Source organism: Heliomarina sp. (assembly GCF_052826185.1).
Window position 1 is genome coordinate 20381 of sequence record NZ_JBRBUI010000011.1, and the last position, 22387, is coordinate 42767.

Genomic DNA, 22387 nt, shown 5'->3' on the forward strand with positions numbered 1-22387 from the left:
CCCGCAATGGAATTGGCGGAATGAGCAGATTAATCGCAGCGCTGGTGGTCGTACTTTTATTTGCCGGCCCCTTGACTGCACAATCTTTCAACGCGTTGACCCGCGTCGACACGAAACGCAGCCGTATCGCCGACGAGGGCGACGGTGCGCGCATCGACCTATTTCTGAATCTTGGAGTCCCATATCGCGTCTTTACCCTCGACGGCCCGCCGCGCCTTGTGCTGGATTTCCAAGAGATCGACTGGAGCGGGGTGCGATCGGATGAACTTCTGACTGGCGAACATATCAAACAGGTTCAGTTCGGCGGTTACGTGCCGGGATGGTCGCGGCTTGTGGCTGAACTGGCGCAGCCGATGAAGGTTTCCCGGGTTGCCATGACCGTCGACAGCGAAAGCCAGGCGGCTCACCTGAACGTGGATCTTATTCCGACTACCGAAGAGGCTTTTACCGCCCAGACCGGCGCCCCAAAAACGGCGGGCTGGGATCTTCCGCCGCCGGAAGATGTCGCTCCAGCCGCGCGGCGCGGACCGGATGCGCCGATGCTGGTGGTGCTCGATCCCGGTCATGGTGGCATCGATCCGGGCGCGGAAACTGAAACGCTTGATGAAAAGAACCTCATGCTGACCTTCGCGCGCGAGCTGCGCGAGGAACTTCTGCGCGCTGGCGGATTCGAGGTCGTTCTGACGCGAGAGGATGACCGATTTGTTTCACTCGAACGTCGGGTGGCCATCGCGCATCAGACCCGGGCGGATGTTTTCGTTTCGCTTCATGCCGATTCCCTTGCCGAGGGGCGGGCCCACGGGGCAACGGTGCACTTCCTTTCCCGCGAAGCCTCGGATGCGGCGAGCGCCAAACTGGCAGAGCGTCACGACAGGGATGAATTGCTGTCCGGCGTCGATCTCAGTTCGGCGGATGACGTGGTGACGGATGTGCTGCTTGACCTTGCCCGTCAGGAAACCTCGCCGCGTACCCGGACGCTGGCCTGGTCGCTCGTCGACGGGATTGCCGAAACCGGCGCGCCGATGAACAGCCGCCCCTTGCGCTCGGCCGCGTTCTCTGTCCTCAAGGCGGCTGATATCCCGTCGGTTCTAATCGAGATCGGTTTTATCTCTTCGGCGCGTGATCTCGAGAATCTGCAGAATCGGGAATGGCGGCAGAAAATGGCGCGGGGCATTCGAAACGGCCTTATCCGCTGGCGCGAGGCGGACGAGGCGGTGCGCCCGCTGGTGCGTCAGTAATACGCAGGAGCGGGACCGGATTGTACGCCCGATGGGCGTGAATTGGCCGCTGGCAAACCGCATCGTGTTTTGACCCTGTTGGGGCAGAGGCTTATATAGGGCCCAATTGACGAGTTAGGACAGGCACGTGATCAGGTTCATTTTATCCTTTTTCGGCGCGATCTTTACCGCGCTGACGCTAGGCATCGCGATGGTCGCGCTCAGCGTTGGCGGCGTATTCTGGATGTACGGCCGTGACCTGCCCAGCCATGAATCCCTTGCCCAGTACAAGCCCCCGACGATCAGCCGGATCTATTCGGGCGAAGGCAAGATGATCGACGAATTCGCCCGGGAACGGCGTCTATTCGTGCCTTCGGATGAAATACCAGAACTGGTGAAAGAAGCCTTCATCTCTGCCGAAGACAAGAATTTCTACAACCACCACGGCTATGATTTACGCGGCATCGCTGCGGCTGCGATCGAAGCGGTCCGGTCGCGCGGCGATAACGTGCGTGGTGCTTCGACGATCACGCAGCAGGTAATGAAGAACTTCCTGCTCTCCGGCGACCGTCGGGCCGAGCGCAAGATCAAGGAGATCATCCTTGCAACGCGGATCGAAGAAACGCTCGACAAGGACAAGATCCTCGAACTTTACCTGAACGAGATCTTCCTCGGGCAGAACTCCTATGGTGTTGCTGCCGCAGCCCAGACCTATTTCAACAAGACGCTTGGGCAGCTCGAACCGCATGAGGCGGCATTCCTCGCATCACTCCCCAAGGCACCGTCGGATTTTCATCCGGTGCGCAACAAGGAACGGCTTCAACAGCGCCGCGACTACGTTCTGCGGGAAATGCGCGAGAACGGCTATATAACCGATGCGGTCTTCGAAGAGGAAGTGGCCCAGCCTGTACGTTCGGTCCAGAACGGCGATTTCGAAGGTTTCCGCACTGCCTTGCCGCCGCGCAGCTACTTTACCGATGAAATCCGGCGCCAACTGAGCGAGGACTTCGGCGAGGGCGAATTCTTTACCGGCGGCTTTACGGTCCGCGCGACGATCGACGAAGAAATGCAGGTCGTGGCCGAGGCCGCGCTTCAACGCCAGCTTGAGAAATACGACCGGGGCAGGGGCATCTGGCACGGCACCTATGACAAGATTGACGAGGATCAGCTGGGCGATGAGGCATCCTGGCGCGAGGCGCTGTCGAATGCCTCCGTTCCGCGCGACGTGGAACTCGATGGTGTCTGGCACCCGGCGGTCGTTCTGCGTGTCGGCGACAGCGACGCCCGCATCGGCATTGAAGGTGTCGAAGAAGACGAAGACGGCCACTGGATCACCGCCAAGGATGTACAATGGGCGCGTAAGCGCAACACGGACGGTACTCTGGCGAAAAAGGCCAGCACCGCTGGCGATATCCTTTCGGTTGGCGACGTTGTTCTGGTCCGCGCGATGACTGACGACGGCGATGGCTCGTTCATCCGCTGGACACTCCGACAGGTTTCGGACGTGCAGGGCGGTTTCATGGCGATGGACGTGAACACCGGCCGGGTTATCGCGATGCAGGGCGGATTCTCCTATCAGGACTCGGTGTTCAACCGCGCCACGCAGGCGCAACGCCAGCCGGGGTCGTCTTTCAAACCCTTCGTGTATGCCGCCGCGCTCGACAGTGGCTACAGCCCCGCAACCATCGTGGTCGACGCCCCGATCGAAATCAACACGCCCCAGGGACTCTGGCGTCCGCGCAACTCATCCAACAAGTATTACGGGCCGACGCCGCTCCGCACGGGGATCGAACAATCCCGGAACCTGATGACCATCCGTTTGGCGCAAGAAATCGGGATGGAGGTCGTGGCCGGCTACGCGGAACGGTTCGGCGTATACGATCACATGGGCACCTTCCTCGCCAACTCGCTCGGGTCCGAGGAAACCACGCTTTACAAGATGGTCGCGGCCTATGCGATGTTTGCCAACGGCGGCGAACGCGTCGAACCAACGCTCGTCGACCGGGTTCAGGACCGCTATGGCAAGACCATTTATCGTCATGACAAACGCGACTGCGTCGATTGCGACTCCACCAACTTGATGACCGGGCAGGCCCCGCGCATCGTCAGCAACCGCAACCGGGTGATGGATGCGGTCACCGCCTATCAGCTGACGTCGATGATGAAAGGTGTGGTCGATCGTGGCACCGCGTCGGGCGCAGTGAACCTTCCGGTGCCGATTGCGGGCAAGACCGGTACGACTAACGACGCGCGAGATGTCTGGTTTATCGGTTTTTCCAGCAACATCGTGGCTGGCTGCTATATCGGTTATGACCGGCCGCGCCCCTTGGGCCGCAGTGCCTATGGGTCTTCCATGTGCGGCCCGGTATTTCAGGAATTCATGACCGAAGCGGTGAAAAAGTTCGGCGGTGGCCCGTTCGACGTGCCGCCCGGTGGTCATTTCATCAAGATCGACCGGTACACGGGGATGCGTCTGCCAGATGATGCAAGCGGACCCTATGTCGTCGCCGAGTACTTCCGCGACGGGTGGGAGCCGACCTTTGGTCTCGCCTTCGACGGTGGCTTTGCGATGGGATCGAACCTGCCGATGTTTGAAGAAGTCGGGCAGACCGGACGACAGGTTACCACATCTACCGGGGAAACCGCGGTCGTGGGGCCAAAGGCCGATTTCGGCACCGTCAGCTCGGGCGGGCTTTATTAAAAGGATGCAGGGCAGCTAGTTGACCGGCTGCCCTTGCCCGGTCCACGGGCCTGCTGTATCACCCCCGAACACCAACCCCGATGGCAGGATATTCATGCGCGCCGAGACCCAGAACACCGTGGCCGAGATCGAAAAATCACTGGACCTGCTGGCCCAGCGGATGGACGTGGAAACCGCGCCGCACCGGCTTGAGGAATTCAACGCCCGCGTCGAGGACCCGAACCTCTGGAACGATCCCGAAGCTGCGCAGAAGCTGATGCGGGATCGGCAGATGCTGGTCGATGCGATGGATACCTATCAAAGCATCAAGCAGGATCTGGCCGACAATCTCGAACTTATCGAGCTTGGCGAAATGGAAGACGATGCCGAGGTCGTCGCGGACGCCGAAGAGGCGCTGAAAACCCTGTCGAAAAAGGCAGCCGAAAAGGAACTCGAAGCGCTGCTCGACGGCGAGGCCGACGGCAACGACACTTTCCTTGAAATCAACTCGGGCGCGGGCGGAACCGAGTCCTGCGACTGGGCATCGATGCTGGCGCGGATGTATGTCCGGTGGGCCGAGAAAAAGGGCTACAAGGTCGAACTTCAGGCTGAAAGCGCAGGCGAAGAGGCGGGGATCAAATCCGCCACCTACAAGATTTCCGGGCCGAACGCCTATGGCTGGCTCAAGTCGGAATCCGGTGTGCACCGGCTGGTGCGCATTTCCCCCTTTGACTCGGCGGCCAAGCGGCACACCTCTTTCAGCTCTGTCTGGGTATATCCGGTGGTCGACGATAATATTGAGATCGAAGTGAACCCGGCCGATATCCGTATCGATACCTACCGGTCTTCGGGCGCAGGCGGTCAGCACGTGAACACGACGGATTCGGCGGTCCGGATCACCCATGCGCCGACGGGCATCGTGGTGACCAGCTCTGAAAAGTCTCAGCACCAGAACCGCGACATCGCCATGAAAGCCCTGAAATCAAGGCTTTACCAGATGGAGCTTGATCGTCGCAACGCCGCGATCAACGAAGCGCACGAAGCCAAGGGCGATGCGGGCTGGGGCAACCAGATCCGGTCTTACGTCCTTCAGCCCTACCAGATGGTCAAGGACCTGCGGACCAACCACGAAACCTCGGATACCAAGGGCGTGCTCGATGGCGACCTTGACGGTTTCATGGCCGCGACCCTCGCACTCGACGTTTCAGGCAAAAGCCGGGCCGAAGCACAGGGCTAAACCAGACCTCCGCTCTTTTCCATGGATAGCGGCCGCATCCCGGATCATGCGTCCGCCCGAAAGGGCATGTCCGTGATCGGCGGTTTGAACCGCCGGACATGTCACTACTGCTTTTCAGCGGAAAAACCAGAGGATAGGCTTGCGCAGAACTATCAAAGGCCTGCCGATGAATCTCTCTACTGTTTCCGCTGCATCCCTTCTGTCAGATCTGCGCTCGGGTGCGTTAAGTGCCGAGAGCCTGATGCAGGAAACGCTCGCACGGATTGCCGAGGTTAATCCCAAGGTCAATGCCATCGTCGCGCTGCGCGAGGCCGATGATCTGCTGGCCGAAGCGCGAAAGGCTGATAAGTCAGAGAGCAAGGGGGCGCTGCACGGCTTGCCGATTGCCATCAAGGATCTGATGGACGTCAAAGGCATCGTCTCCTCGCATGGCTCTCCCAAGTTCGCGAATTTCGTGCCGGAAAAGGATGATCTTGTCGCGGCGCGTATGCGCGCGGCCGGGGCAATCCTGATTGGCAAGACCAACACGCCCGAATTCGGCCTTGGATCGCATACCTTCAACCCGGTCTACGGGGCGACGGGCAACCCGTATGCGCCAGAGCTTTCCTGTGGCGGGTCGTCGGGCGGTGCCGCAGCGGCACTGGCGGCGGGCATGCTGGCGCTGGCGGACGGGTCAGACATGATGGGCAGCCTGCGCAACCCGGCAGGCTGGTGCAACGTCTACGGCTTCCGGCCCAGTTTCGGAAGGGTGCCGAGCGAACCCATAGGCGATAACTTCCTGCACCAGCTTGCAACCCTTGGCCCGATGGCGCGCAGCCCCGCCGATATCGCCATTCTGCTCGACGTCATGTCGGGCCCTGATCCCCGTCTGCCGCACCGGGCCGACAATACACCTGCTGCGCCATTGAAACCCTTGGATATCAAGGGGATGCGGATCGGCTGGCTAGGCGACTGGGGTGGCGCCTTTCCGACAGAGCCCGGCATCCTCGATCTGTCTCGCAAAGCGCTTGGCGTTTATGAAAAACTCGGTGCAACTGTCGAAGATGTTGCACCGCCGTTTTCCGCGGACGCGCTTTGGGAAAGCTGGATCAATCTGCGGTCATGGTCGGTTGCGGCCGGGCTTCAGCTCCTCGAACGCGAGGTGCTCAAGGATACGGCCATCTGGGAACTTGACCGCGGACTCTCGATGAGCGCGATGGAGGTGCATCGCGCCAGCGTCATCCGCTCTGACTGGTTCAAGTCGGCGGTGACCCTGTTCGAGCAGTATGACGCGCTGGTTCTGCCAACCGCGCAGGTCTGGCCCTTTGATGTGAACAAGCCTTATCCGACCGAGATCAACGGTATCGCGATGGATACCTATCACCGCTGGATGCAGGTGGTAACGCCGGTAAGCCTGCTGGGACTGCCCGCTCTTGCCATGCCCGCTGGGTTTGGAGAGAGCGGACTGCCTGCGGGTATCCAAATCTTTGGTCCGCGTGACAGCGACCTCAAGATTCTGGGCATGGGTGAGAGCTATCACGAAGCGACAGGCTGGCCTGGGAAGCGTCCGGCGTTTTAGCCACGACAAGGGGAGGAAAATGGGGGGTGATACCTGGACACAAAGAGTATGATTTCGGTACACCGGAAATGCGCCGGGCCGAATGGCAGGACATCAAGACCGTTCTGGGGCGCGCCCTGTCCGATCTGACACGCGCGCCGCTCTACGGGCTGGGCTTTGCCGGGTTCTATGTGCTGGGCGGCTGGGCCATGCTTGCCGTGACCTATGCAACCGGCACGACTTTCTGGCTGGTGCTTGCGGCGATTGGCTTTCCCCTGATCGGTCCCTTTGCGGCGGTCGGTCTTTACGAGGTCTCGCGGCGGCTCGAAACCGGTGAGCCTTTACGCGCGTCCGAAATCTTTGGCGTCGTGTTTCAGCAAAGCCGCCGACAGCTTCCGTCAATCTGCGCCATCATCGTCGTGGTCTTTTTGTTCTGGTTCTTCCTTGGACATATGATCTTTGCGCTGTTCATGGGCCTTTCCGTTATGACAAACGTGTCCTCATCCTACGAGGTCTTCTTCAGCGCAAACGGGCTGGTGATGCTGCTGGTCGGCAGCTTTGTCGGGGCCGGGTTTGCCGCGCTGCTGTACATGATAACGGTGCTGTCCCTGCCGATGCTCTTGGATCGCGAGGTTGATTTCGTGACCGCTATGATCGCGTCGTTTCAATATGTTCTGGCCAATCCGCTGGTCATGTTCGGCTGGGCTTTCCTGATCGCGATCATGACCTTTTGGGCGTTGTTGCCCTATTTCATCGGGTTGTTCCTTGTTCTGCCGCTCTTGGGGCATGCGACATGGCATTTATACAGCCTGCTGAGCTACGGGCCGGATCCCCACTGATCAAGCATCCCGCCCTTCGGCGATAAGCCGGAAATGCAACTTGTCCGCCAGAGGATGCGCCGTTTCAAGCGCGTAGACATAGGCATGCGTCAGGTAAAAGCCCGAGGCGGTAGGATTGTTCGCGGTATCGGCGGCCTCGGCATAAAGGGTGACCAGCGCTGTGCGGTCGTCCAGCGCATGAGCTTCGAGGAGGCGCGTTTCAAGCGATCCGGTGGGAGCGGTCATTCCGCGGCCCGGATACCCGGCGGTCCGTTTCGATACTGATCCATCTTGAGCGCAACCCAGTCGTGGAAAAGGTGGGTCGGCCCGTCCATCACCGGCGAGAACCGCCCGCCGTCGAAACCCGGGCTGTGGCGGCCTTTCTGCATGCCTTCGACGACAAAGATATCCTCTTCGAACACCTGCTTCCACTGATGCGTATTGCGAGCGCGCAGGTCAGGGTCGGTATCCGGCGTCGCGTAGTATAGGTGCACATGTTCCGTCGTGCGGTCATGGGTTTCCGGGGTCAGGATGATCGCAAAGGCATGATCGCGGTGTACGCCCAGCAGGACATTGGGGAAGGCCGAAATGTATTCGGCTGCTTCATTCCACTTGCTGCTAAGCCCTTCGAAATCGGGAAACACGCTGCCGTCCTTTTCAGACCGGATCTGTCGATAGACAAGCGTTCCTTGACCGGAATATTCGCCGGGTTCCTCGATATGATAGTGATCTTCAAGGCGGGAATAGCTGTTCAGCCCGGGATGTACCCAAGGCAGGTGATAGCTCTCGCAATAGTTTTCGACCGCAAGCTTCCAGTTGCAGTTGACGGAGAGATCGAACCGGCTGTCGTCGCCGCCGTGAAAGAGAGGTTGGTCAAACTCCGCCCAGCGGTCGATCATCTTGTGCATGGCCTGTTCAAAGGGCAGGGCGGTGCCCGACAGGTTGATCCAGACGATATCGCGCCAGATATGCGACGACACCTCAATCAGGCCAAGCGTCGCGCGGTCGATGCCTTCGTGGGTGTTCTGTCCGGGGCCGCCCACATGCGGGGTCGAAACGAGCCTGCCTTGCGTGGAATAACACCAGCTGTGATAGGGGCAGCGTATCGCGCCTTCGATCTTGCGGGGAGCATCGACAAGGATCATGCCCCGGTGGCGGCAGATGTTCTGAAACACGCGCACCACGCCATCGCGGTCGCGGATCAGCAGCAGCGGCATGCCGAGGAATTCCAGCGGCACAGCATCGCCCGGTTCCGGTACGTCGCCCGCCACGGCAAGCCCGGCCCATTGGCTGGCGAGAAGCGCCTGAGTCTCTTCCGCAAAAATGGCCGGATCGGTGTAATGGGCATTCGGGAGACCATGGGCCGTTTCGATCGGACGACGAACGGCGGAGAGATTTGTCGGTTCGCTGGACATGGCATGTTTCCCCTTGTGACGGGGTCATTTTCCGCAGGAAATCCCTGCCTGTCCGATTAAATCACGACCTGCACCTGTCTCATGGCGACAAATCTGGTCGTTTCAGGCGAAAGGTTCATCCGGCTGCAGAAGGCGCCGGTGAAACGGCAGCAGGTCGCTTTCCTGAATGAAGCCGCAGTTTCTAGCGGTCGGCAGCGCCTTGGCATAGCCATTGCCGAGATATTCATAGATCATCCGCGTGACGCGAATGCCACCGGGGCTTTCGCGCATCGAGCGGGATACGTAGCCGGACCAGAAGTTGTTCTCGAACGAAGATATGCGCGACAGGTAATTGAAGGTGGAGCTGAGCGCGTGACGGCGTGAGATCATCATGGTCACGCCGTCTTCGGTACGGGCCACATAGCCGCGGAATTCGCGCGACGGAAGATCTTCGGACAGGCCCTGGCTGCGCATCGCTTCACGCGCCTCGAAGCCGCGCACATGGGTGATCTGGTCCGAGCGAGACACATGCACGAGACCGCGCAGGAAAAGAGAAGTGTTCAGGAAACTGCGACGGTAGAAACAGTAAAAACCGGAGGGAAAGAACTCTTCGGGGATGTTCCGCGTTCCATTGGCGAGGAAATCAGACAGGAACGGACCGCTGATAACATGGTTGTTGGTGGTGAGCGATTCCACCGGTTCGAGCAGGATGCGGGCGTCGACGCCAAAAAACCGACAGATTCTGTCTAGGACATCCGGTCTGGGAAAGCTTTCGCCGGACAAGTACCGGTTAAATTGTGTCCGGTTGATGCCCAGTTGCCGGGAGAGTTCGGAGATTGAGCTATAGCGCTTGGACAATCGGCGCAGGTTCGCGCCGAACATGTCGCGAAGATCAGCCGGGGATCTGGATATCTGGTTCATCTCTGTCCTAAGCCGCTCTCGAAAAAGCTCTTAAAGAATAAGGCCAAGTCAGTCTAACACCAAACAATTTTCCTTGTTCAAGCTCTGACGCCAAATAGTGTCATAATTGTGGCTAACTAACGTCATATGTGCTCAAATATGACACAAATTTCAAGTTAAAGTTTTCCAATTACACTTGTTGAGAAGCCGCATTTTAACCCAATGTGAACGTGTAAACATATGTCACAACGTCTAATTTAGGACGAAAGGCCGGATATGTACGGAATTGTGCTTTGGAGCGATAGGAGCGAGCGTCAGGCAGTGATCTGGTGCGAAGATCAGGGTGATCTGGCCTATTGTCGCCAGACCGCAGAGCATGGTTCGGGCAGTATCCATGCCGGTGACTGGGTGCAGTTCGACATCACCCAGAACGCGCAGCAACGCTATGCGCATAACCCGCGACTGGTCGTCGAGGGTGGTGTCAATCCGCTGGCCGATTGTCTCGCTCGGGCGCTGAACCGCGCCAATGCCGATAAAGAACCGGACGATCACGGCGGTGCCAAGATCATCGAATTTGCCGAGATGGCGGAACTGAAGGCTTAATCTTGGAACAGTAGTATTAGACAAAGGCGCCCGCTTCGCACGGACGCCCTTATGCTTTGTGTTATTCGCCGCGCGACAGGGCGGCAACGCCGGTCCGGGCCAGTTCGGATAGGCCCAACGGACGCATGAGATCGGCAAAGGCGTCGATTTTTTCCGGGGCGCCTGTCAGTTCGAAAATAAAGCTGTGCAGCGTGGTATCGACGACATTGGCTCGGAAGATGTCGGCGAGCCGAAGTGCCTCGACCCGCTTGTCGCCATCGCAGACCACTTTCATCATTGCCAGTTCGCGCTCGACCGAGGGCCCTTCGACCGTGAGGTCATGCACCTCGTGCACCGGGATGATGCGACCCAGCTGCGCCTTGATCTGTTCGATCACCTGCGGCGTGCCCTTGGTCACGATGGTGATGCGCGACAGGTGTCCGGTGTGGTCGACCTCGGCCACGGTGAGGCTTTCGATGTTGTAGCCGCGCCCGGAAAACAGTCCGATCACGCGGGCCAGCACCCCGGGTTCGTTCTCGACCAGCACGGCGAGCGTGTGGCGTTCCTCGATTTCGGAGAAGGTAGGGCGCAGGTTATAGGCGGAATGTTTGGTCGCGCCTTTCTTGATCTGTAGGGCGTTCATCGGTGAACCTTTCGTCTTGTGTCCCGCGGGGCGGCGAGAATGGGGCGGTGCCCGTTATTGGTAATTCAGGTTGATGCGTTGATAGCCGGGGCGGGCGATGGCCTCGCCTCCCCAGATGCGCAGCTGATAGCCGTAATCGGCGATGATCATGCTATCGAGCAGCGCGTTCGTGTTTTCGATCACCGTGCCGTCGGGGTTATATCGACGGTTCTGTGTTGGAGCTGCAAAGGCAAAGGTCACGATGACGTCGTGCCGGTCGTGCAGCGCGTAGGAATGGAACCAAACGTCGTTCGGCCCGAACGTCGCCATCTGCCCTCGACCGGTATAATAGAACCCGGGTGCACCCAGCATTTCGAGCGCCTTGCCAAGTGTCGTCACCTTAAAACGCAGACCCTCGCCCGGAATGGCCGGGGCCTCGGGGCGGGGGAAGCTTTCCATGTAGACAATCGGTCCGCCGGGCACGCCGGTAACAGACAGGTCGATCCCGTTCGGGCGCATCCAGCGTTTCACGTCATAGCCAAGATGCTTTTGCTGTCCGGCTGGAATGCCCAGCCGCGCCGAATTGGCAAACGGTTGTCCCACGTCAAGCCCGGCGAATTCCTGCGCCTGACCGGGAAAGGTCAGGCCAAGGAACACGCCAAAGGCCAGTGCAAGATGGCGAAGACCCCGCATCAGACCAGAACCGACCCCTTGGTGTCGATGATGTCTTGTGTCTGGGCATTGCCAAGCAGGATCTCGTTATGAGCCTTGCCCGACGGGATCATCGGCAGGCAATTTTCGTGCTTTTCGACAAAGCAGTCAAAGATCACCGGACCGTCGTGATTGATCATCTCCATGATCGCGTCGTCCAGATCCTTGGGGTCCTTGCAAAGAATGCCCTTGGCGCCAAAGGCTTCGGCGAGCTTGACGAAATCGGGCAGGGCCTCGGACCAGCTTTGCGAGTAGCGCTCGCCATGCAGCAGTTCCTGCCACTGGCGCACCATGCCAAGCCGTTCATTGTTCAGGATGAACTGTTTGACGGGCAGGCGGTACTGCACGGCGGTGCCCATTTCCTGCATGTTCATCAGCCACGAAGCCTCACCCGCGACGTTGATGACGAGCGCATCAGGATGGCCCATCTGAACGCCGATCGACGCGGGGAAGCCATAACCCATTGTGCCAAGCCCCCCGGAGGTCATCCAGTGGTTAGGCTGATTAAAGCCAAGGAACTGTGCCGCCCACATCTGGTGCTGGCCGACCTCGGTCGTGATGAAACGGTCCTTGCGATCCTTGGTCAGCGCCTCGAGCCGTTGCAGCGCGTACTGAGGTTTGATCGAGGTCTCCGAAGCCGTGTAGGCAAGACAATTCACCTTGCGCCATTCGTCGATCTGGCGGTGCCATTTCACCAGCGCCTCAGTATCTGTCTTGCGGCCGCGCGATTTCCAGACCTTGAGGATGTCCTCAAGCACGTGGCCCACATCACCGACGATGGGAATATCGGCCTTGATCACCTTGTTGATAGAGGACGGATCGATATCGATATGCGCCTTGATCGATTTCGGGCTGAATGCATCGATGCGTCCGGTAATACGGTCGTCGAAGCGTGCACCGATGTTGATCATCAGGTCGCAGCCATGCATGGCGAGGTTGGCCTCGTATAGGCCGTGCATACCCAGCATCCCGAGCCAGTTCTTGCCGCTCGCCGGGTAGGCACCAAGGCCCATCAGGGTCGAGGTCACCGGGATGTTCGTCGCATCCACCAGTTCGGTCAAAAGCTGGCTTGCCGCCGGGCCCGAGTTGATGACGCCGCCGCCGGTATAAAAGACCGGGCGCTTGGCTTTTTCGATGGCGGCCACCAGTTCGGTGATCTCTTCCATGTCGCCCTTGACGCGCGGCTGGTAATGCGAGGTCGAGGGTTTCGGCGCCTCATAGGTGCCGGTGGCGAACTGAACGTCCTTGGGCAGGTCGATCAGGACCGGACCGGGGCGCCCGTGGGTCGCCACGTGGAATGCCTCGTGAATGACACCGGAAAGCGCGTTGGTGTCCTTGACCAGCCAGTTGTGTTTCGTACAGGGGCGCGTGATGCCGACGGTATCGGCCTCTTGAAACGCGTCCGAGCCGATCAGGAAGGTCGGCACCTGCGCGGTGATCACAAGGATCGGAATGGAGTCGAGCAGCGCGTCCGTCAGGCCGGTCACGGTGTTTGTGGCCCCGGGCCCCGAGGTAACGAGGACGACGCCGACCTTGCCGGTCGAGCGGGCATAGCCTTCGGCGGCGTGCACGGCACCCTGTTCATGACGCACCAGGATGTGGCGAATGTCATTCTGTTGAAAGATCTCGTCATAAATGGGCAGAGCGGCCCCGCCCGGGTAGCCAAAGATCGTATCGACGCCCTGATCCTTAAGCGCCTGTACGACCATCTTTGCGCCGGTCATTTCTCGTTTCATTTGTCTAGCTCCATCCGCGACATCACCGGTTTTCCAAACCTGTCCTTGAACACAAAAAAGCCCCCGAGGGTGTCGGAGGCGCATGGGTCTTAATATGGTTTACCGTTACCGGCCCATGCGCATGCTTCCTACGATGACGACTAGGCTTTTCATTCCTAGAGACTCCTTTGTGCTGGGCGGACTGTATGGGCGTCATGCAGGGGCGTCAACCGGCAATCGGGAAGAAAAAGTGATGCTGGTTGTGGGGTTTTTGACATTTTATTGCGTGGGGCACGTCTGGCAAGACATATTCATTAATGTTGCCGGTGCTGCGGCAGGTGTTTACGTCGCGAGGGCCAAAAGGGTGGCCGCGAAGCCAGTACCTTCTTCTTTATTTCGGCGCAGATTGGCGGGTCGTTGCTGGCGTGTGGGACCATCCGAGTGGCGAATCATTTCCCAGAACGCGGGCTGCGGACAACATCTGGGAGAGCCCGTCCGGCAAGCCCGCAACATTTGTGCAAGGTTTGAATGAAGGTTGTGCGACATTTGGGCAAAAAAAATCGGAGATGGCTGAAAATCTGTGCGCTTACCGAGCGTTAGGGGTATTCCCTTTGAAGCCCCTTTCAGTAGTGTAGCACCACTTTAACGAACCGCCCTGTCGCAAGAGCATGGGCATAACAAAAAAGTTCATGGGAGGAGTACTCTATGGATCGTCGTTCTTTTCTGAAGACTTCGGCAATGGGTGGCACTGCAGCTGCCGCCACGACCCTGGCCGCACCAGCTTATGCGCAGGGCAAGCGGACCCTTACAATGGTGACCACATGGCCGCGCGGCCTTGCCGGTGTCTGGGATTCGGTCGAGCGCGTCGCGCAGGGCATCACCGAGATCACCGATGGGCAGGTGACGGTTGAAGCCAAGGCAGCGGGCGAACTCGTCGGCGCGCTGGAAGTGTTCGACGCCGTGACTGCAGGTCAGGCCGACATGTACCACGGTGCGGATTACTACTTTGTCGGTCAGCACCCGGCCTTCGCTTATTTTACCGCGGTGCCCTTTGGCATGACCGCGCCGGAAATCATGACCTGGTACTATGGTCAGGACGGCATGGCGCTGCACCACGAGCTGGGCGAGATCTTTGGCATCCGTTCCTTCCTTGCTGGTCAGACTGGCGCGCAGGGTGGCGGCTGGTTCCGCAACCCGGTTACCTCGGCAGATGACTTCAAGGGGCTCAAGTTCCGTATGCCCGGTCTGGGCGGCGAAGCCCTGTCGAAACTGGGCGCTTCGGTTCAGGTTCTGCCCGGCGGCGAAATCTACCAGGCGCTGTCGACCGGTGCTCTGGACGCGACCGAATGGATCGGCCCGTGGTCGGACGAAAAGCTGGGTCTGCAGGAAGTCTGCCCGCACTACTACCCGGCCGGTTTCCACGAGCCTGGTGCGGCCCTGTCGGTTGCGGTCAACCTGGAAGTATTCAACAGCCTGACCCCGGCGCAGCAGAAAGCCATCGAGGTGGTTTCCGGTGAAGCGCATCAGGCCAACTATGCACAGTTCATCGCGAACAACGGTCCCGCGCTCGAGCGTCTGAAATCGGGCGGCACGCAGATCCACGAGTTCTCCAGCGATGTCTGGGATGCCTTCGGTGCGGCTTCGGTCGAGCTGCTCAACGGCTACACCAGCGATGACACCTTCAAGAAGATCCACGATTCCGCACAGGCGTCGATGCGCGCCTCCTCGGGCTGGCTCTCGGTGTCCGACAGCTTCTACTCGCGCGAGCGCAACCGCGTTCTTGCGTCGATGTAATCTGCTTCAAACGTGTTATAAACCGGTCGCGCGCGGTCTCCGCGCGCGACCTTTTCAGACCTAGGGGCAAATCCGAATGGGCGACGCTTTGATCTGGCTGGTGCAGAATATTGCGCTTGGCTTTTACAACATATTCTATGCCCTTTCCCATCCCGCCCTCTGGCTGGACTGGTCCGACAAGCAGGCGTTGATCCGGTTCATCTATTACGGCGCTTCGGTCGAACTTTTCTTTGCCGTCTTCGATATCGTTCTGGTGATCACCATCATCGGGTTGATCCGCCCCGCCTTTATGTGGGGCTGCGTGCGGGTGCTTGAAGGGTTCGCCAACACGGTCGGACGCACGGCGGCCTGGGTCGGTCTGCTTATGGTCCTTCAGCAGGTGATGATCGTTTTCCTGCAATCGATCTTCCGCCTCGGCGAACTGACCATTTCACCGGTCGGCTTCGGTTTTACCCAGTCGGTCGGCTGGTTCACCGAAGAGCTCAAGCTTTACAACGCGATGGTCGTGGCGCTTTGCGTTACTTACACCTTTGTTCAGGGCGGCCATGTGCGCGTCGACCTTGTCTATTCGGTCGTGAAATTCCGCACCAAGAAGATCATCGACATGTTCGGGTCGATCTTCTTCATGGTGCCCGCAGGGGTTCTGACATGGCTCTATGCGTGGTTCTTCCTGTGGCGGAACATGATCACGCCGAAAGTGTCGGCGAGCGACAAGCTCGACCTGATGCTGCGCAAGGCGCAGATCGTCAAATGGAACGTCGAAACCATCGGCTTCTCGCCGAACGGGTTCAACGGCTATTTCCTCTTCAAGATCCTGATGGTCATCTTCACCGGCATGGTGCTGATCCACGCCATCGCGTTCTTCTATCGCTCGCTGCTGGAATTCCGCGAGGGCGAAGAGAGCGAGAACAAGTATCTCGACCGTGACACGCTGGGCGCGGGCGAAGAAGCCTACGAAGGCACACACTAAGGGAACGACATATGTTTTTGGGTTTAGACGGCGTCGAGATCGGCCTGATCATCGTTCTGCTCTGCCTCTTCGCGGGTATTCTTTCGGGCTTTCCAGTGGCATTCGCCATTTCCGGTGCCGGTGCCATTTCCTTTGGCATCATCGCCGGGCTCGACAGTGCCGGATTGCTGATCCATCAGGCGATCGACACCGGGTCGGACGCCTATCAGCAGCTTGTGAATTCCGGCGTTCACAGGGATGCCATATCGGTCTTCCGATACCCCGAGCTACCACGCTACGAAACGCCGGTGTTCGACGGTGGCTGGGAACAGGCGCTGAACCGCAACCTGTCCTTTATCGTCAACCGCATGAACGACCGTGTCTTTGCCGGTCAGTCGATCGAGACGCTGCTTGCGGTTCTGATGTTCGTGATGATGGGCATCGTGCTGGAGCGTTCCAAGATCGCCGAAGATCTGCTGACCACGATGGCGCGTGTATTCGGTCCGCTGCCGGGCGGTCTGGCGGTTTCGGTTGTTGTGGTGGGCGCCTTCCTTGCCGCCTCGACCGGGATCGTCGGCGCGACCGTGGTGACCATGGGGCTGCTGTCGCTTCCGACCATGCTGCGCAACGGCTATTCGCCCGAGATTTCGACTGGTGTTATTGCGGCCTCGGGGACTTTGGGGCAGATCATTCCGCCGTCCATCGTGATCGTTCTGCTGGGCACGCTCGCGGGCGATCTCTATTCCACCGCCCAAGAGGCCCGGGCGCAGGCGGCAGGGTGTTCCGACGCGCTGACCTATTTGGGCCGTCCGGCGGTTGTGTCCGTCGGTACGCTGTTCCAGTCAGCCATGCTGCCCGGCATTCTTTTGGCGGTGCTTTATGCAGGCTATGCCTTTGTCTACGCGCTGCTGAACCCGTCGCGGGCGCCGGCTGTGACGCTGGATGCGCGCAGAGGCAACCCGCTGACTCGCAACGAGCGTCTTGGCTGGTTCATGGCCGCGCCGGTGCTGCTGATCGGTGGCGCAGTCCTGCTGGCCGAAATCGGCGTGATCGGTGCACAGGACCGGCATCTAGACACCAGTAGCGGTGCCGAAAACGTTTCGATCCTGCGCACCAATGTCAGCGAACAGTGCCAGGCGTCGATGATCGAACTGCATGGGCAAGAAAAATGGGATGAATCCGTGGCGCTGCGTGCGTCGGGGGCGGCTGCCGCAGCCGAGGCCGAAGCGCAGGCTGCGGAAGATGCTGCCGAAGCAGACGGGCTTGAAACACCGGCCGATGCCGTGCCGGTAATGAATGCCGCACCGATCGGCACCGGCGTTGCCACCATCGTGGTTCTGCTGGGTCTGGTCCTCACCACGGCGCGCGGCGTTGCGCCGATGGCGTCACCGGTTCCGTTGCTGGTGGGTGGGCTTGGGCTTGTCCTCGTTCTGATCGTCGATCTGCTGCTGATCGGGCCGTTGACCTCGTCCGGTGCCACGGTGCTGTTGCTGGCGATCCCGCTGGCGATCACGCTCTGGTCCTGTCGGCACGCGGCCGCACGGCTGGCGAAGAACGACCTGATCCGCGTCGTCTTTCCGCCGCTGGTCCTGATCGTGGCGGTGTTGGGGTCTATCCTTGGCGGCATCACCAACCCGACACCGGCAGCGGCGCTTGGCGCGGCGGGGGCGATCATGCTCGCGGCCTATCGGAAGCTCAAGGATGAGGGCGGTTCGGGCAAGATCATCATCATGGCCACGCTGGCCGTTGTCGTGATGATCCTGCTTGGGATGAACTTTGACCTGCGGATCAATCAGGCGAATGTGACGTTTGAGGGCTGGGTCGCGTTCTTCCTTGCCTATGCAAGCTACATGGTCGCGGCTTTCGGTCTAGCCTATTCCTGCTGGGTTCTCTACCGCACCGGCGTTCTGCGGCCGGTTGTGCGCGAAACAGCCAAGGTGACCTCGATGGTGTTCACCATCCTGATCGGGTCGCAACTGCTGAACCTCGTGGTGATCTCCTTTGGAGGCGAGCATTACATCCAGCAGTTCCTGATGAGCTTTGACAACGAATTCAAGGTCTTCCTGATCGTGATGCTGGTGCTGTTCGTGCTTGGCTTTGTCCTCGATTTCCTCGAGATCATTTACATCGTCGTGCCCATCGTCGGCCCCGTCATCTACGGCGGCAGTTTCGACCCGAAATGGGTGACGATCATGATCGCGGTGAACCTGCAGACGTCCTTCCTGACGCCGCCTTTCGGTTTCGCGCTCTTCTACCTGCGCGGGGTTGCCCCACCAGAGGTGACAACCGGACATATCTATCGCGGGATCCTGCCTTTCGTGCTGATCCAGGTCGCGGGTCTGGGGCTGCTCTGGCTGTTCCCTGCCATCGTGACGATCGTGCCGCAGATACTCGGTGGATATTGATCCCGGTAAATCCTCCTCGTTTAATAAGAAAACCGCGCCTCTTCCGGGGCGCGGTTTTTTCGTTTCAGGCTGTCGGTCGGGTTTATTCCAGAACCTGCTTCCGCGCGGCGCTGGCCTCGAGATCAAGATGCCCGCGCAGACCGTCGGGCATGGCAAGGTGGCGTGCCAGATCGTCTAGATAGGCCTTTTCCTCGGGTGTATCGGGATCGACCGCAAGAACCGAGGCCAGATAAATCTCGGCGCGCTGTTCATCCGTCCGGGCAAGCCGCGCGGTGGCCGAGGCATCGGCGGGGGCCGAGAAACAGTCGAACAGGGCGGCTTTCTCTTCGGCACCAAGGCCCAGCTGCTCGATCTGCTCGCGGATGCGCATGTGTTCGTCCTGATCGATGTGATCGTCCGACTTGGCGGCCGAAATCATCGCGCGCATCAGCGACAGGCGGAAATCCTGACCGCTGGCATCCTGATCGTTCTCGATATCAAAGCCGCTGTTCGCAGGCGGCTTCGGCAGGTTCAGCGGGGCTTCCTCGGTGCCCGAGGTCTGGTTCGTCTGCCAGTCGCGATAGGCCTTGTAGGCCAGCCCGCCGACAGCGGCGAGCCCGCCGTATTTCAGCGCCTTGCCGCCCAGCTTGCGGCCCTTCTTGGTGCCGAGCAGCAGCGCGATCATGCCACCGGCTGCGGCACCGCCGCCAAGCCCGCCGGGCAGGTTCGACATCCGGTCGCTGACAGATGTTCCCTGTTTCGACCCGCCCTGACCGGACTGGCCCGAGCCCAGAAAACTGTCCAGCAGCCTGTTGATATCCATCGTAAATCTCCCTGTGCAAATACGGTTGTAACCGAGGTGGGCACGCGGGCGCGGCAAATCAAGAAAGCTGCGGCGAGGGGGGAGAGGCACCTGTTCCTCGCAGGAGAAACCGGCAGATATCCGCCGTCATTTCAACGCCATAGAACGGCTTCAGCCGTTAGTCGGACGGCGGTCGGGAAGGTTGATGTTGGCGACCTGTTCGGCAATCGGATCGGTCGACAGGGGGTGCAGGTCCGAGGAATAGGCCGCAGGGTCGCGCATCTGCTGCCATTCGCCCCCCAGGTAGACCTCAAGCCCCGAGAACTTGGACTTGTAATCCATTTTCTGGCTGCCCGGCACCCAGTAGCCGAGATAGACGTAAGGTAGCCCCGCATCGCGGGCAATCTGCACGTGATCAAGGATCATGTAGGTGCCAAGGCTCGCACGGGGACGGTCGGGGGTGTAAAAGGAATAGACCATGCTTAACCCGTCATCGAGCACGTCCGTCAGGCTGACACCGATCATCTCGTTTTCTTCGGGATCGGAATATTCGATCACCCGGCTTCGGATCGGGGTTTCCTCGATCATCGCGGCGAATTCGAACACGTCCATATCCGCCATGCCGCCATCCGCGTGACGTGAATCGAGATATCGGCGAAATAGCTCGTACTGGTCTTCGGTCGCCCAGGGGGAGGTGGCCTTGCGATGGATTCCGGCATTACGCGAGATCACTTTGCGCTGGTTGCGCGAGGCCTTGAACCGCGACACGTCGATCCGCGCTGATAGGCAAGCGGAACATTCCGCGCAGGACGGGCGGTACAACACGTTCTGCGACCGGCGGAAGCCCTGTTGCGAGAGCGAGTTGTTCAGCTTGTCGGAGTTTTCGCCCTGCAGTGCCGTGAACAGCTTACGCTCCATCCTGCCCTCAAGATAAGGGCAGGGCTGAGGCGCAGTTACATAGAACTGCGGAGCTATCGGCAAAGTGTGGCGCATTAATCATTCATCGTACTGTTTCAATGATGATAACAACGCGATACGGCCCCGCCAAGTGGCGAAGTTAACTCAGGGCCGATGCGCGGCGATTGAGCGCGACCGAACCGAGTAGGGAATCCGTGAGGCCTTGCGCCCGCGACCCGGTCATCATCATGATTACCGAGATGACCTGAAGGATCGGCACGGCCATGCTGAGCGTATAGCCAAAGGTGTGCAGAAAAGCCAGCGAAAGGTCGAAAGGCCGTCCGTTGATGTCGCGCAACTCCAGCCCGACAAAGCGCATGCCCCAAGTGGCAGAGCCGTTTGCGATGGTTACCGTTCGGTAAATAAATCCAATTGTCAGGTAGAGGATGGGCCAGACGAAGAGCCCGACAAAGGCGGTCAGCACGACCACGACCAGAGAGAGCAACACGATCAGGATCGTGTCGACAATCCAGGCGATGAGACGCTTAGCCGGTACGTTTTCGTAAAATTGCGGCTGTCGATCCGCATCGGGCAGGGCTGACATGGTCGTTAGAGTCCTTTGTTTAGCAATAAGCGGCAATCCCCGCCGGTCGCAGGGATTGCATAAATATCGGTCAAAGTGTCGATTCGGTGCCGTTATCTTCGGTCTTGCGGGCACGTTCATCGATGAACTGGTCGAACTCGGCCTTGTCCTTGGCTTCGCGCAGACGCTCGAGGAAGGCCTCGAAATCATGCTGCTCCTGTTCGAGCCGTTTCAGGGTATCGGCCTTGTAGGCGTCGAAGGCGCTGTTCCCGGTTGTCGAAGACATGCTGAATTGCGTCGAATTCCATGCCGAGCGGCGTTTGCAGGAAGATTTGAACATGCGTTTACTCCAGATCATATAGGCAAGAAGGGCAAGACCTACAGGCCAGAAGAAGACAAAACCGAGTACCATCACGGCGATCCACGCGCCTTTACCGCGTGTGTCGAGCCAGTGTTCGGCCTTGGAAAGCCAGCCCATCGGCGATGGGGCGTGGGCAGTGCTGGTCAGTGTTTGCATCGTCGTCAGTCTCCGGTGTTGGATCATGTGGATGTGAATGTCTTTCACATTACGACAGATGGGAAGCCATCTGGCCCTCTGCAAGAGGTGATGTGAAAAGAATTTACATTATTGCGCCGAACCGGGCCGGGGCGGCCGCTATTCGGTGAACTCGACGAATTCGGCCCCGGTCAGTGCCGACAGGCGCTGCGGCGCGATGGAAAAGACATGGTGCGGCGTACCGGCTGCGGCCCAGATCACATCGAAATCCATCAGGCGCGGGTCAAGGAAACTGCGGATCGGGTTCAGATGGCCCACCGGGGAAACGCCGCCGATGGCAAAGCCGGTCTGGGCCCGGATCAGCGCGGCATCCGCCTTGTCGAGCGGTTCGCCCGCCAGCGCGGTGGCCTTGCCCGCATCGACGCGATTGCCACCCGCCGTCACGAAAAGCAGCGCCTCGTTGCTTTCCGTCCCGCGAAAGATGATCGACTTGGCAATCTGATCGACTCCGCAGCCCAGCGCATCGGCGGCATCCTGTGCAGTGCGGGCCAATGCGGTTTCGCGAATGTCCGGCGTTTCACCTGCGGCTTCAAGGGCGGCACGGACTCGTTTCAGGCTCTTGCTCATTCTTGTTTCTCTCGATTGACGCGGCAGGACGGGCGTGCATGTTGAAAACCATGTTGCAAAGCGAAAATCCACCCCCGGACCTTGCCGAGATGCTGGCGCTGGAGACCTCGGTCTGGGAGGCGCTGGCCCGGGGCGATACCGAGGCCGATCGCGCGGCGCTTTCACCCGATTTTCTTGGCGTCTATCCAAGCGGGTTCTCCGACCGAGAAGGCCATGTTTCCCAGCTTGAAGCGGGGCCGAGCATTGCCGAATACGCGCTGAGCGAGGCGCGCATTCAGGTCTATGCGCCGGCTCTGGCAATGTTGTCCTATCGCGCGCGGTTCCGGCGCGGGCAGGACTGGCATGACATGTATGTCTCCTCTCTCTGGCAGCGACAGGGGCAGGGATGGCGCAACCTCTTCTCGCAGGATACGCCGGTCGAGGCTCCTTGAACCCTTGCGCC

21 protein-coding genes are annotated in these 22387 nt (G+C 59.6%); 10 read left to right on the forward strand and 11 right to left on the reverse strand.

Going from position 1 to position 22387, the window contains the following annotated elements; genetic code table 11:
• The first annotated feature begins 20 nt into the window (after positions 1–20).
• From ACU0FH_RS01750 to ACU0FH_RS01770, 5 genes are all read left to right on the forward strand, one after another.
• Complete coding sequence (locus tag ACU0FH_RS01750; protein WP_446193084.1) at positions 21–1238, forward strand: N-acetylmuramoyl-L-alanine amidase; 1218 nt, start codon at positions 21–23, stop codon at positions 1236–1238.
• Positions 1239–1365: 127 nt separating this feature from the next.
• Entirely contained in the window at positions 1366–3918 is a 2553-nt protein-coding gene (locus tag ACU0FH_RS01755; RefSeq protein WP_446193085.1) for a penicillin-binding protein 1A, read from the forward strand.
• A gap of 94 nt (positions 3919–4012) precedes the next feature.
• Positions 4013–5134, forward strand: coding sequence for a peptide chain release factor 2 (gene prfB / locus ACU0FH_RS01760; RefSeq protein WP_446193086.1), 1122 nt, complete (start codon positions 4013–4015; stop codon positions 5132–5134).
• Between the two features lie 166 nt (positions 5135–5300).
• Positions 5301–6692 carry an amidase gene (locus tag ACU0FH_RS01765; protein WP_446193087.1) on the forward strand — a complete coding sequence of 464 codons (1392 nt, stop codon included), beginning with the start codon at positions 5301–5303 and terminating at the stop codon, positions 6690–6692.
• A 68-nt stretch (positions 6693–6760) separates the two neighbouring features.
• A complete protein-coding gene (locus ACU0FH_RS01770; protein WP_446193168.1) occupies positions 6761–7510 on the forward strand; it encodes a DUF2189 domain-containing protein in 750 nt (249 codons plus the stop codon).
• Here the strand turns inward: ACU0FH_RS01770 and ACU0FH_RS01775 are convergent, their stop codons facing one another.
• The 3 genes from ACU0FH_RS01775 to ACU0FH_RS01785 all read right to left on the reverse strand — a co-directional run bounded on the left by ACU0FH_RS01775 (position 7511) and on the right by ACU0FH_RS01785 (position 9804).
• The gene (locus ACU0FH_RS01775) at positions 7511–7735 is read right to left on the reverse strand and encodes a hypothetical protein (RefSeq protein WP_446193088.1); all 225 of its coding nucleotides are present in this window, start codon (positions 7733–7735) and stop codon (positions 7511–7513) included.
• On the reverse strand, positions 7732–8904 hold the full coding sequence (locus tag ACU0FH_RS01780; RefSeq protein ID WP_446193089.1) for an aromatic ring-hydroxylating oxygenase subunit alpha: 1173 nt from the start codon (positions 8902–8904) through the stop codon (positions 7732–7734). Before ACU0FH_RS01780 ends, ACU0FH_RS01775 begins: the two co-directional genes overlap by 4 nt.
• A 102-nt stretch (positions 8905–9006) precedes the next feature.
• A complete protein-coding gene (locus ACU0FH_RS01785) occupies positions 9007–9804 on the reverse strand; it encodes a helix-turn-helix domain-containing protein (protein ID WP_446193090.1) in 798 nt (265 codons plus the stop codon).
• Positions 9805–10059: 255 nt separating this feature from the next.
• Here ACU0FH_RS01785 and ACU0FH_RS01790 point away from each other — a divergent pair, with 255 nt between their 5' ends.
• Positions 10060–10386 carry a hypothetical protein gene (locus ACU0FH_RS01790; protein ID WP_446193091.1) on the forward strand — a complete coding sequence of 109 codons (327 nt, stop codon included), beginning with the start codon at positions 10060–10062 and terminating at the stop codon, positions 10384–10386.
• A gap of 61 nt (positions 10387–10447) precedes the next feature.
• Here ACU0FH_RS01790 and ilvN read toward each other — a convergent pair whose 3' ends face one another.
• From ilvN to ACU0FH_RS01805, 3 genes are read right to left on the reverse strand one after another with little or no spacing between them, the layout of a single operon-like run.
• Positions 10448–11008 (reverse strand): acetolactate synthase small subunit, encoded by a 561-nt coding sequence (gene ilvN, locus ACU0FH_RS01795; protein ID WP_238371172.1) that lies wholly within the window; start codon positions 11006–11008, stop codon positions 10448–10450.
• A gap of 54 nt (positions 11009–11062) precedes the next feature.
• Positions 11063–11680 (reverse strand): hypothetical protein, encoded by a 618-nt coding sequence (locus ACU0FH_RS01800; protein ID WP_446193092.1) that lies wholly within the window; start codon positions 11678–11680, stop codon positions 11063–11065.
• On the reverse strand, positions 11680–13434 hold the full coding sequence (locus ACU0FH_RS01805) for an acetolactate synthase 3 large subunit (protein WP_446193093.1): 1755 nt from the start codon (positions 13432–13434) through the stop codon (positions 11680–11682). Before ACU0FH_RS01805 ends, ACU0FH_RS01800 begins: the two co-directional genes overlap by 1 nt.
• Before the next feature lie 684 nt (positions 13435–14118).
• Between ACU0FH_RS01805 and ACU0FH_RS01810 the strand changes: the two genes are divergently transcribed.
• The 3 genes from ACU0FH_RS01810 (at position 14119) to ACU0FH_RS01820 (ending at position 18561) form a co-directional block, all read left to right on the forward strand.
• Positions 14119–15207: a TRAP transporter substrate-binding protein gene (locus ACU0FH_RS01810; RefSeq protein ID WP_238371175.1), complete on the forward strand. Its 1089-nt coding sequence runs from the start codon at positions 14119–14121 to the stop codon at positions 15205–15207.
• 76 nt (positions 15208–15283) lie between these two features.
• Positions 15284–16177, forward strand: coding sequence for a TRAP transporter small permease subunit (locus ACU0FH_RS01815; RefSeq protein WP_446193094.1), 894 nt, complete (start codon positions 15284–15286; stop codon positions 16175–16177).
• An 11-nt stretch (positions 16178–16188) separates the two neighbouring features.
• On the forward strand, positions 16189–18561 hold the full coding sequence (locus ACU0FH_RS01820; RefSeq protein ID WP_446193095.1) for a TRAP transporter large permease: 2373 nt from the start codon (positions 16189–16191) through the stop codon (positions 18559–18561).
• A gap of 82 nt (positions 18562–18643) precedes the next feature.
• Here ACU0FH_RS01820 and ACU0FH_RS01825 read toward each other — a convergent pair whose 3' ends face one another.
• The 5 genes from ACU0FH_RS01825 to ACU0FH_RS01845 all read right to left on the reverse strand — a co-directional run bounded on the left by ACU0FH_RS01825 (position 18644) and on the right by ACU0FH_RS01845 (position 21945).
• Positions 18644–19363 (reverse strand): tellurite resistance TerB family protein, encoded by a 720-nt coding sequence (locus tag ACU0FH_RS01825; protein ID WP_446193096.1) that lies wholly within the window; start codon positions 19361–19363, stop codon positions 18644–18646.
• Positions 19364–19513: 150 nt separating this feature from the next.
• Entirely contained in the window at positions 19514–20335 is an 822-nt protein-coding gene (locus ACU0FH_RS01830; protein ID WP_446193097.1) for an arginyltransferase, read from the reverse strand.
• Between the two features lie 64 nt (positions 20336–20399).
• A complete protein-coding gene (locus ACU0FH_RS01835; RefSeq protein ID WP_446193098.1) occupies positions 20400–20843 on the reverse strand; it encodes an RDD family protein in 444 nt (147 codons plus the stop codon).
• A gap of 70 nt (positions 20844–20913) precedes the next feature.
• Positions 20914–21339, reverse strand: coding sequence for a DUF2852 domain-containing protein (locus ACU0FH_RS01840; RefSeq protein ID WP_446193099.1), 426 nt, complete (start codon positions 21337–21339; stop codon positions 20914–20916).
• 138 nt (positions 21340–21477) lie between these two features.
• A complete protein-coding gene (locus ACU0FH_RS01845) occupies positions 21478–21945 on the reverse strand; it encodes a YbaK/EbsC family protein (protein WP_446193100.1) in 468 nt (155 codons plus the stop codon).
• Between the two features lie 38 nt (positions 21946–21983).
• Here ACU0FH_RS01845 and ACU0FH_RS01850 point away from each other — a divergent pair, with 38 nt between their 5' ends.
• A complete protein-coding gene (locus ACU0FH_RS01850) occupies positions 21984–22376 on the forward strand; it encodes a DUF4440 domain-containing protein (protein WP_446193101.1) in 393 nt (130 codons plus the stop codon).
• The last annotated feature ends 11 nt before the right edge of the window (positions 22377–22387 follow it).

Coding starts and splice junctions, on each gene's coding strand:
- ilvN (WP_238371172.1), bottom strand. CDS start 11,008: ATGAACGCCCTACAGATCAAGAAAGGCGCGACCAAACATTCCGCCTAT.
- ACU0FH_RS01765 (WP_446193087.1), top strand. CDS start 5,301: ATGAATCTCTCTACTGTTTCCGCTGCATCCCTTCTGTCAGATCTGCGC.
- ACU0FH_RS01845 (WP_446193100.1), bottom strand. CDS start 21,945: ATGAGCAAGAGCCTGAAACGAGTCCGTGCCGCCCTTGAAGCCGCAGGT.
- ACU0FH_RS01835 (WP_446193098.1), bottom strand. CDS start 20,843: ATGTCAGCCCTGCCCGATGCGGATCGACAGCCGCAATTTTACGAAAAC.
- ACU0FH_RS01805 (WP_446193093.1), bottom strand. CDS start 13,434: ATGAAACGAGAAATGACCGGCGCAAAGATGGTCGTACAGGCGCTTAAG.
- ACU0FH_RS01770 (WP_446193168.1), top strand. CDS start 6,761: ATGCGCCGGGCCGAATGGCAGGACATCAAGACCGTTCTGGGGCGCGCC.
- ACU0FH_RS01750 (WP_446193084.1), top strand. CDS start 21: ATGAGCAGATTAATCGCAGCGCTGGTGGTCGTACTTTTATTTGCCGGC.
- ACU0FH_RS01800 (WP_446193092.1), bottom strand. CDS start 11,680: ATGCGGGGTCTTCGCCATCTTGCACTGGCCTTTGGCGTGTTCCTTGGC.
- ACU0FH_RS01780 (WP_446193089.1), bottom strand. CDS start 8,904: ATGTCCAGCGAACCGACAAATCTCTCCGCCGTTCGTCGTCCGATCGAA.
- ACU0FH_RS01815 (WP_446193094.1), top strand. CDS start 15,284: ATGGGCGACGCTTTGATCTGGCTGGTGCAGAATATTGCGCTTGGCTTT.
- ACU0FH_RS01825 (WP_446193096.1), bottom strand. CDS start 19,363: ATGGATATCAACAGGCTGCTGGACAGTTTTCTGGGCTCGGGCCAGTCC.
- prfB (WP_446193086.1), top strand. CDS start 4,013: ATGCGCGCCGAGACCCAGAACACCGTGGCCGAGATCGAAAAATCACTG.
- ACU0FH_RS01785 (WP_446193090.1), bottom strand. CDS start 9,804: ATGAACCAGATATCCAGATCCCCGGCTGATCTTCGCGACATGTTCGGC.
- ACU0FH_RS01850 (WP_446193101.1), top strand. CDS start 21,984: ATGTTGAAAACCATGTTGCAAAGCGAAAATCCACCCCCGGACCTTGCC.
- ACU0FH_RS01830 (WP_446193097.1), bottom strand. CDS start 20,335: ATGCGCCACACTTTGCCGATAGCTCCGCAGTTCTATGTAACTGCGCCT.
- ACU0FH_RS01840 (WP_446193099.1), bottom strand. CDS start 21,339: ATGCAAACACTGACCAGCACTGCCCACGCCCCATCGCCGATGGGCTGG.
- ACU0FH_RS01790 (WP_446193091.1), top strand. CDS start 10,060: ATGTACGGAATTGTGCTTTGGAGCGATAGGAGCGAGCGTCAGGCAGTG.
- ACU0FH_RS01820 (WP_446193095.1), top strand. CDS start 16,189: ATGTTTTTGGGTTTAGACGGCGTCGAGATCGGCCTGATCATCGTTCTG.
- ACU0FH_RS01810 (WP_238371175.1), top strand. CDS start 14,119: ATGGATCGTCGTTCTTTTCTGAAGACTTCGGCAATGGGTGGCACTGCA.
- ACU0FH_RS01775 (WP_446193088.1), bottom strand. CDS start 7,735: ATGACCGCTCCCACCGGATCGCTTGAAACGCGCCTCCTCGAAGCTCAT.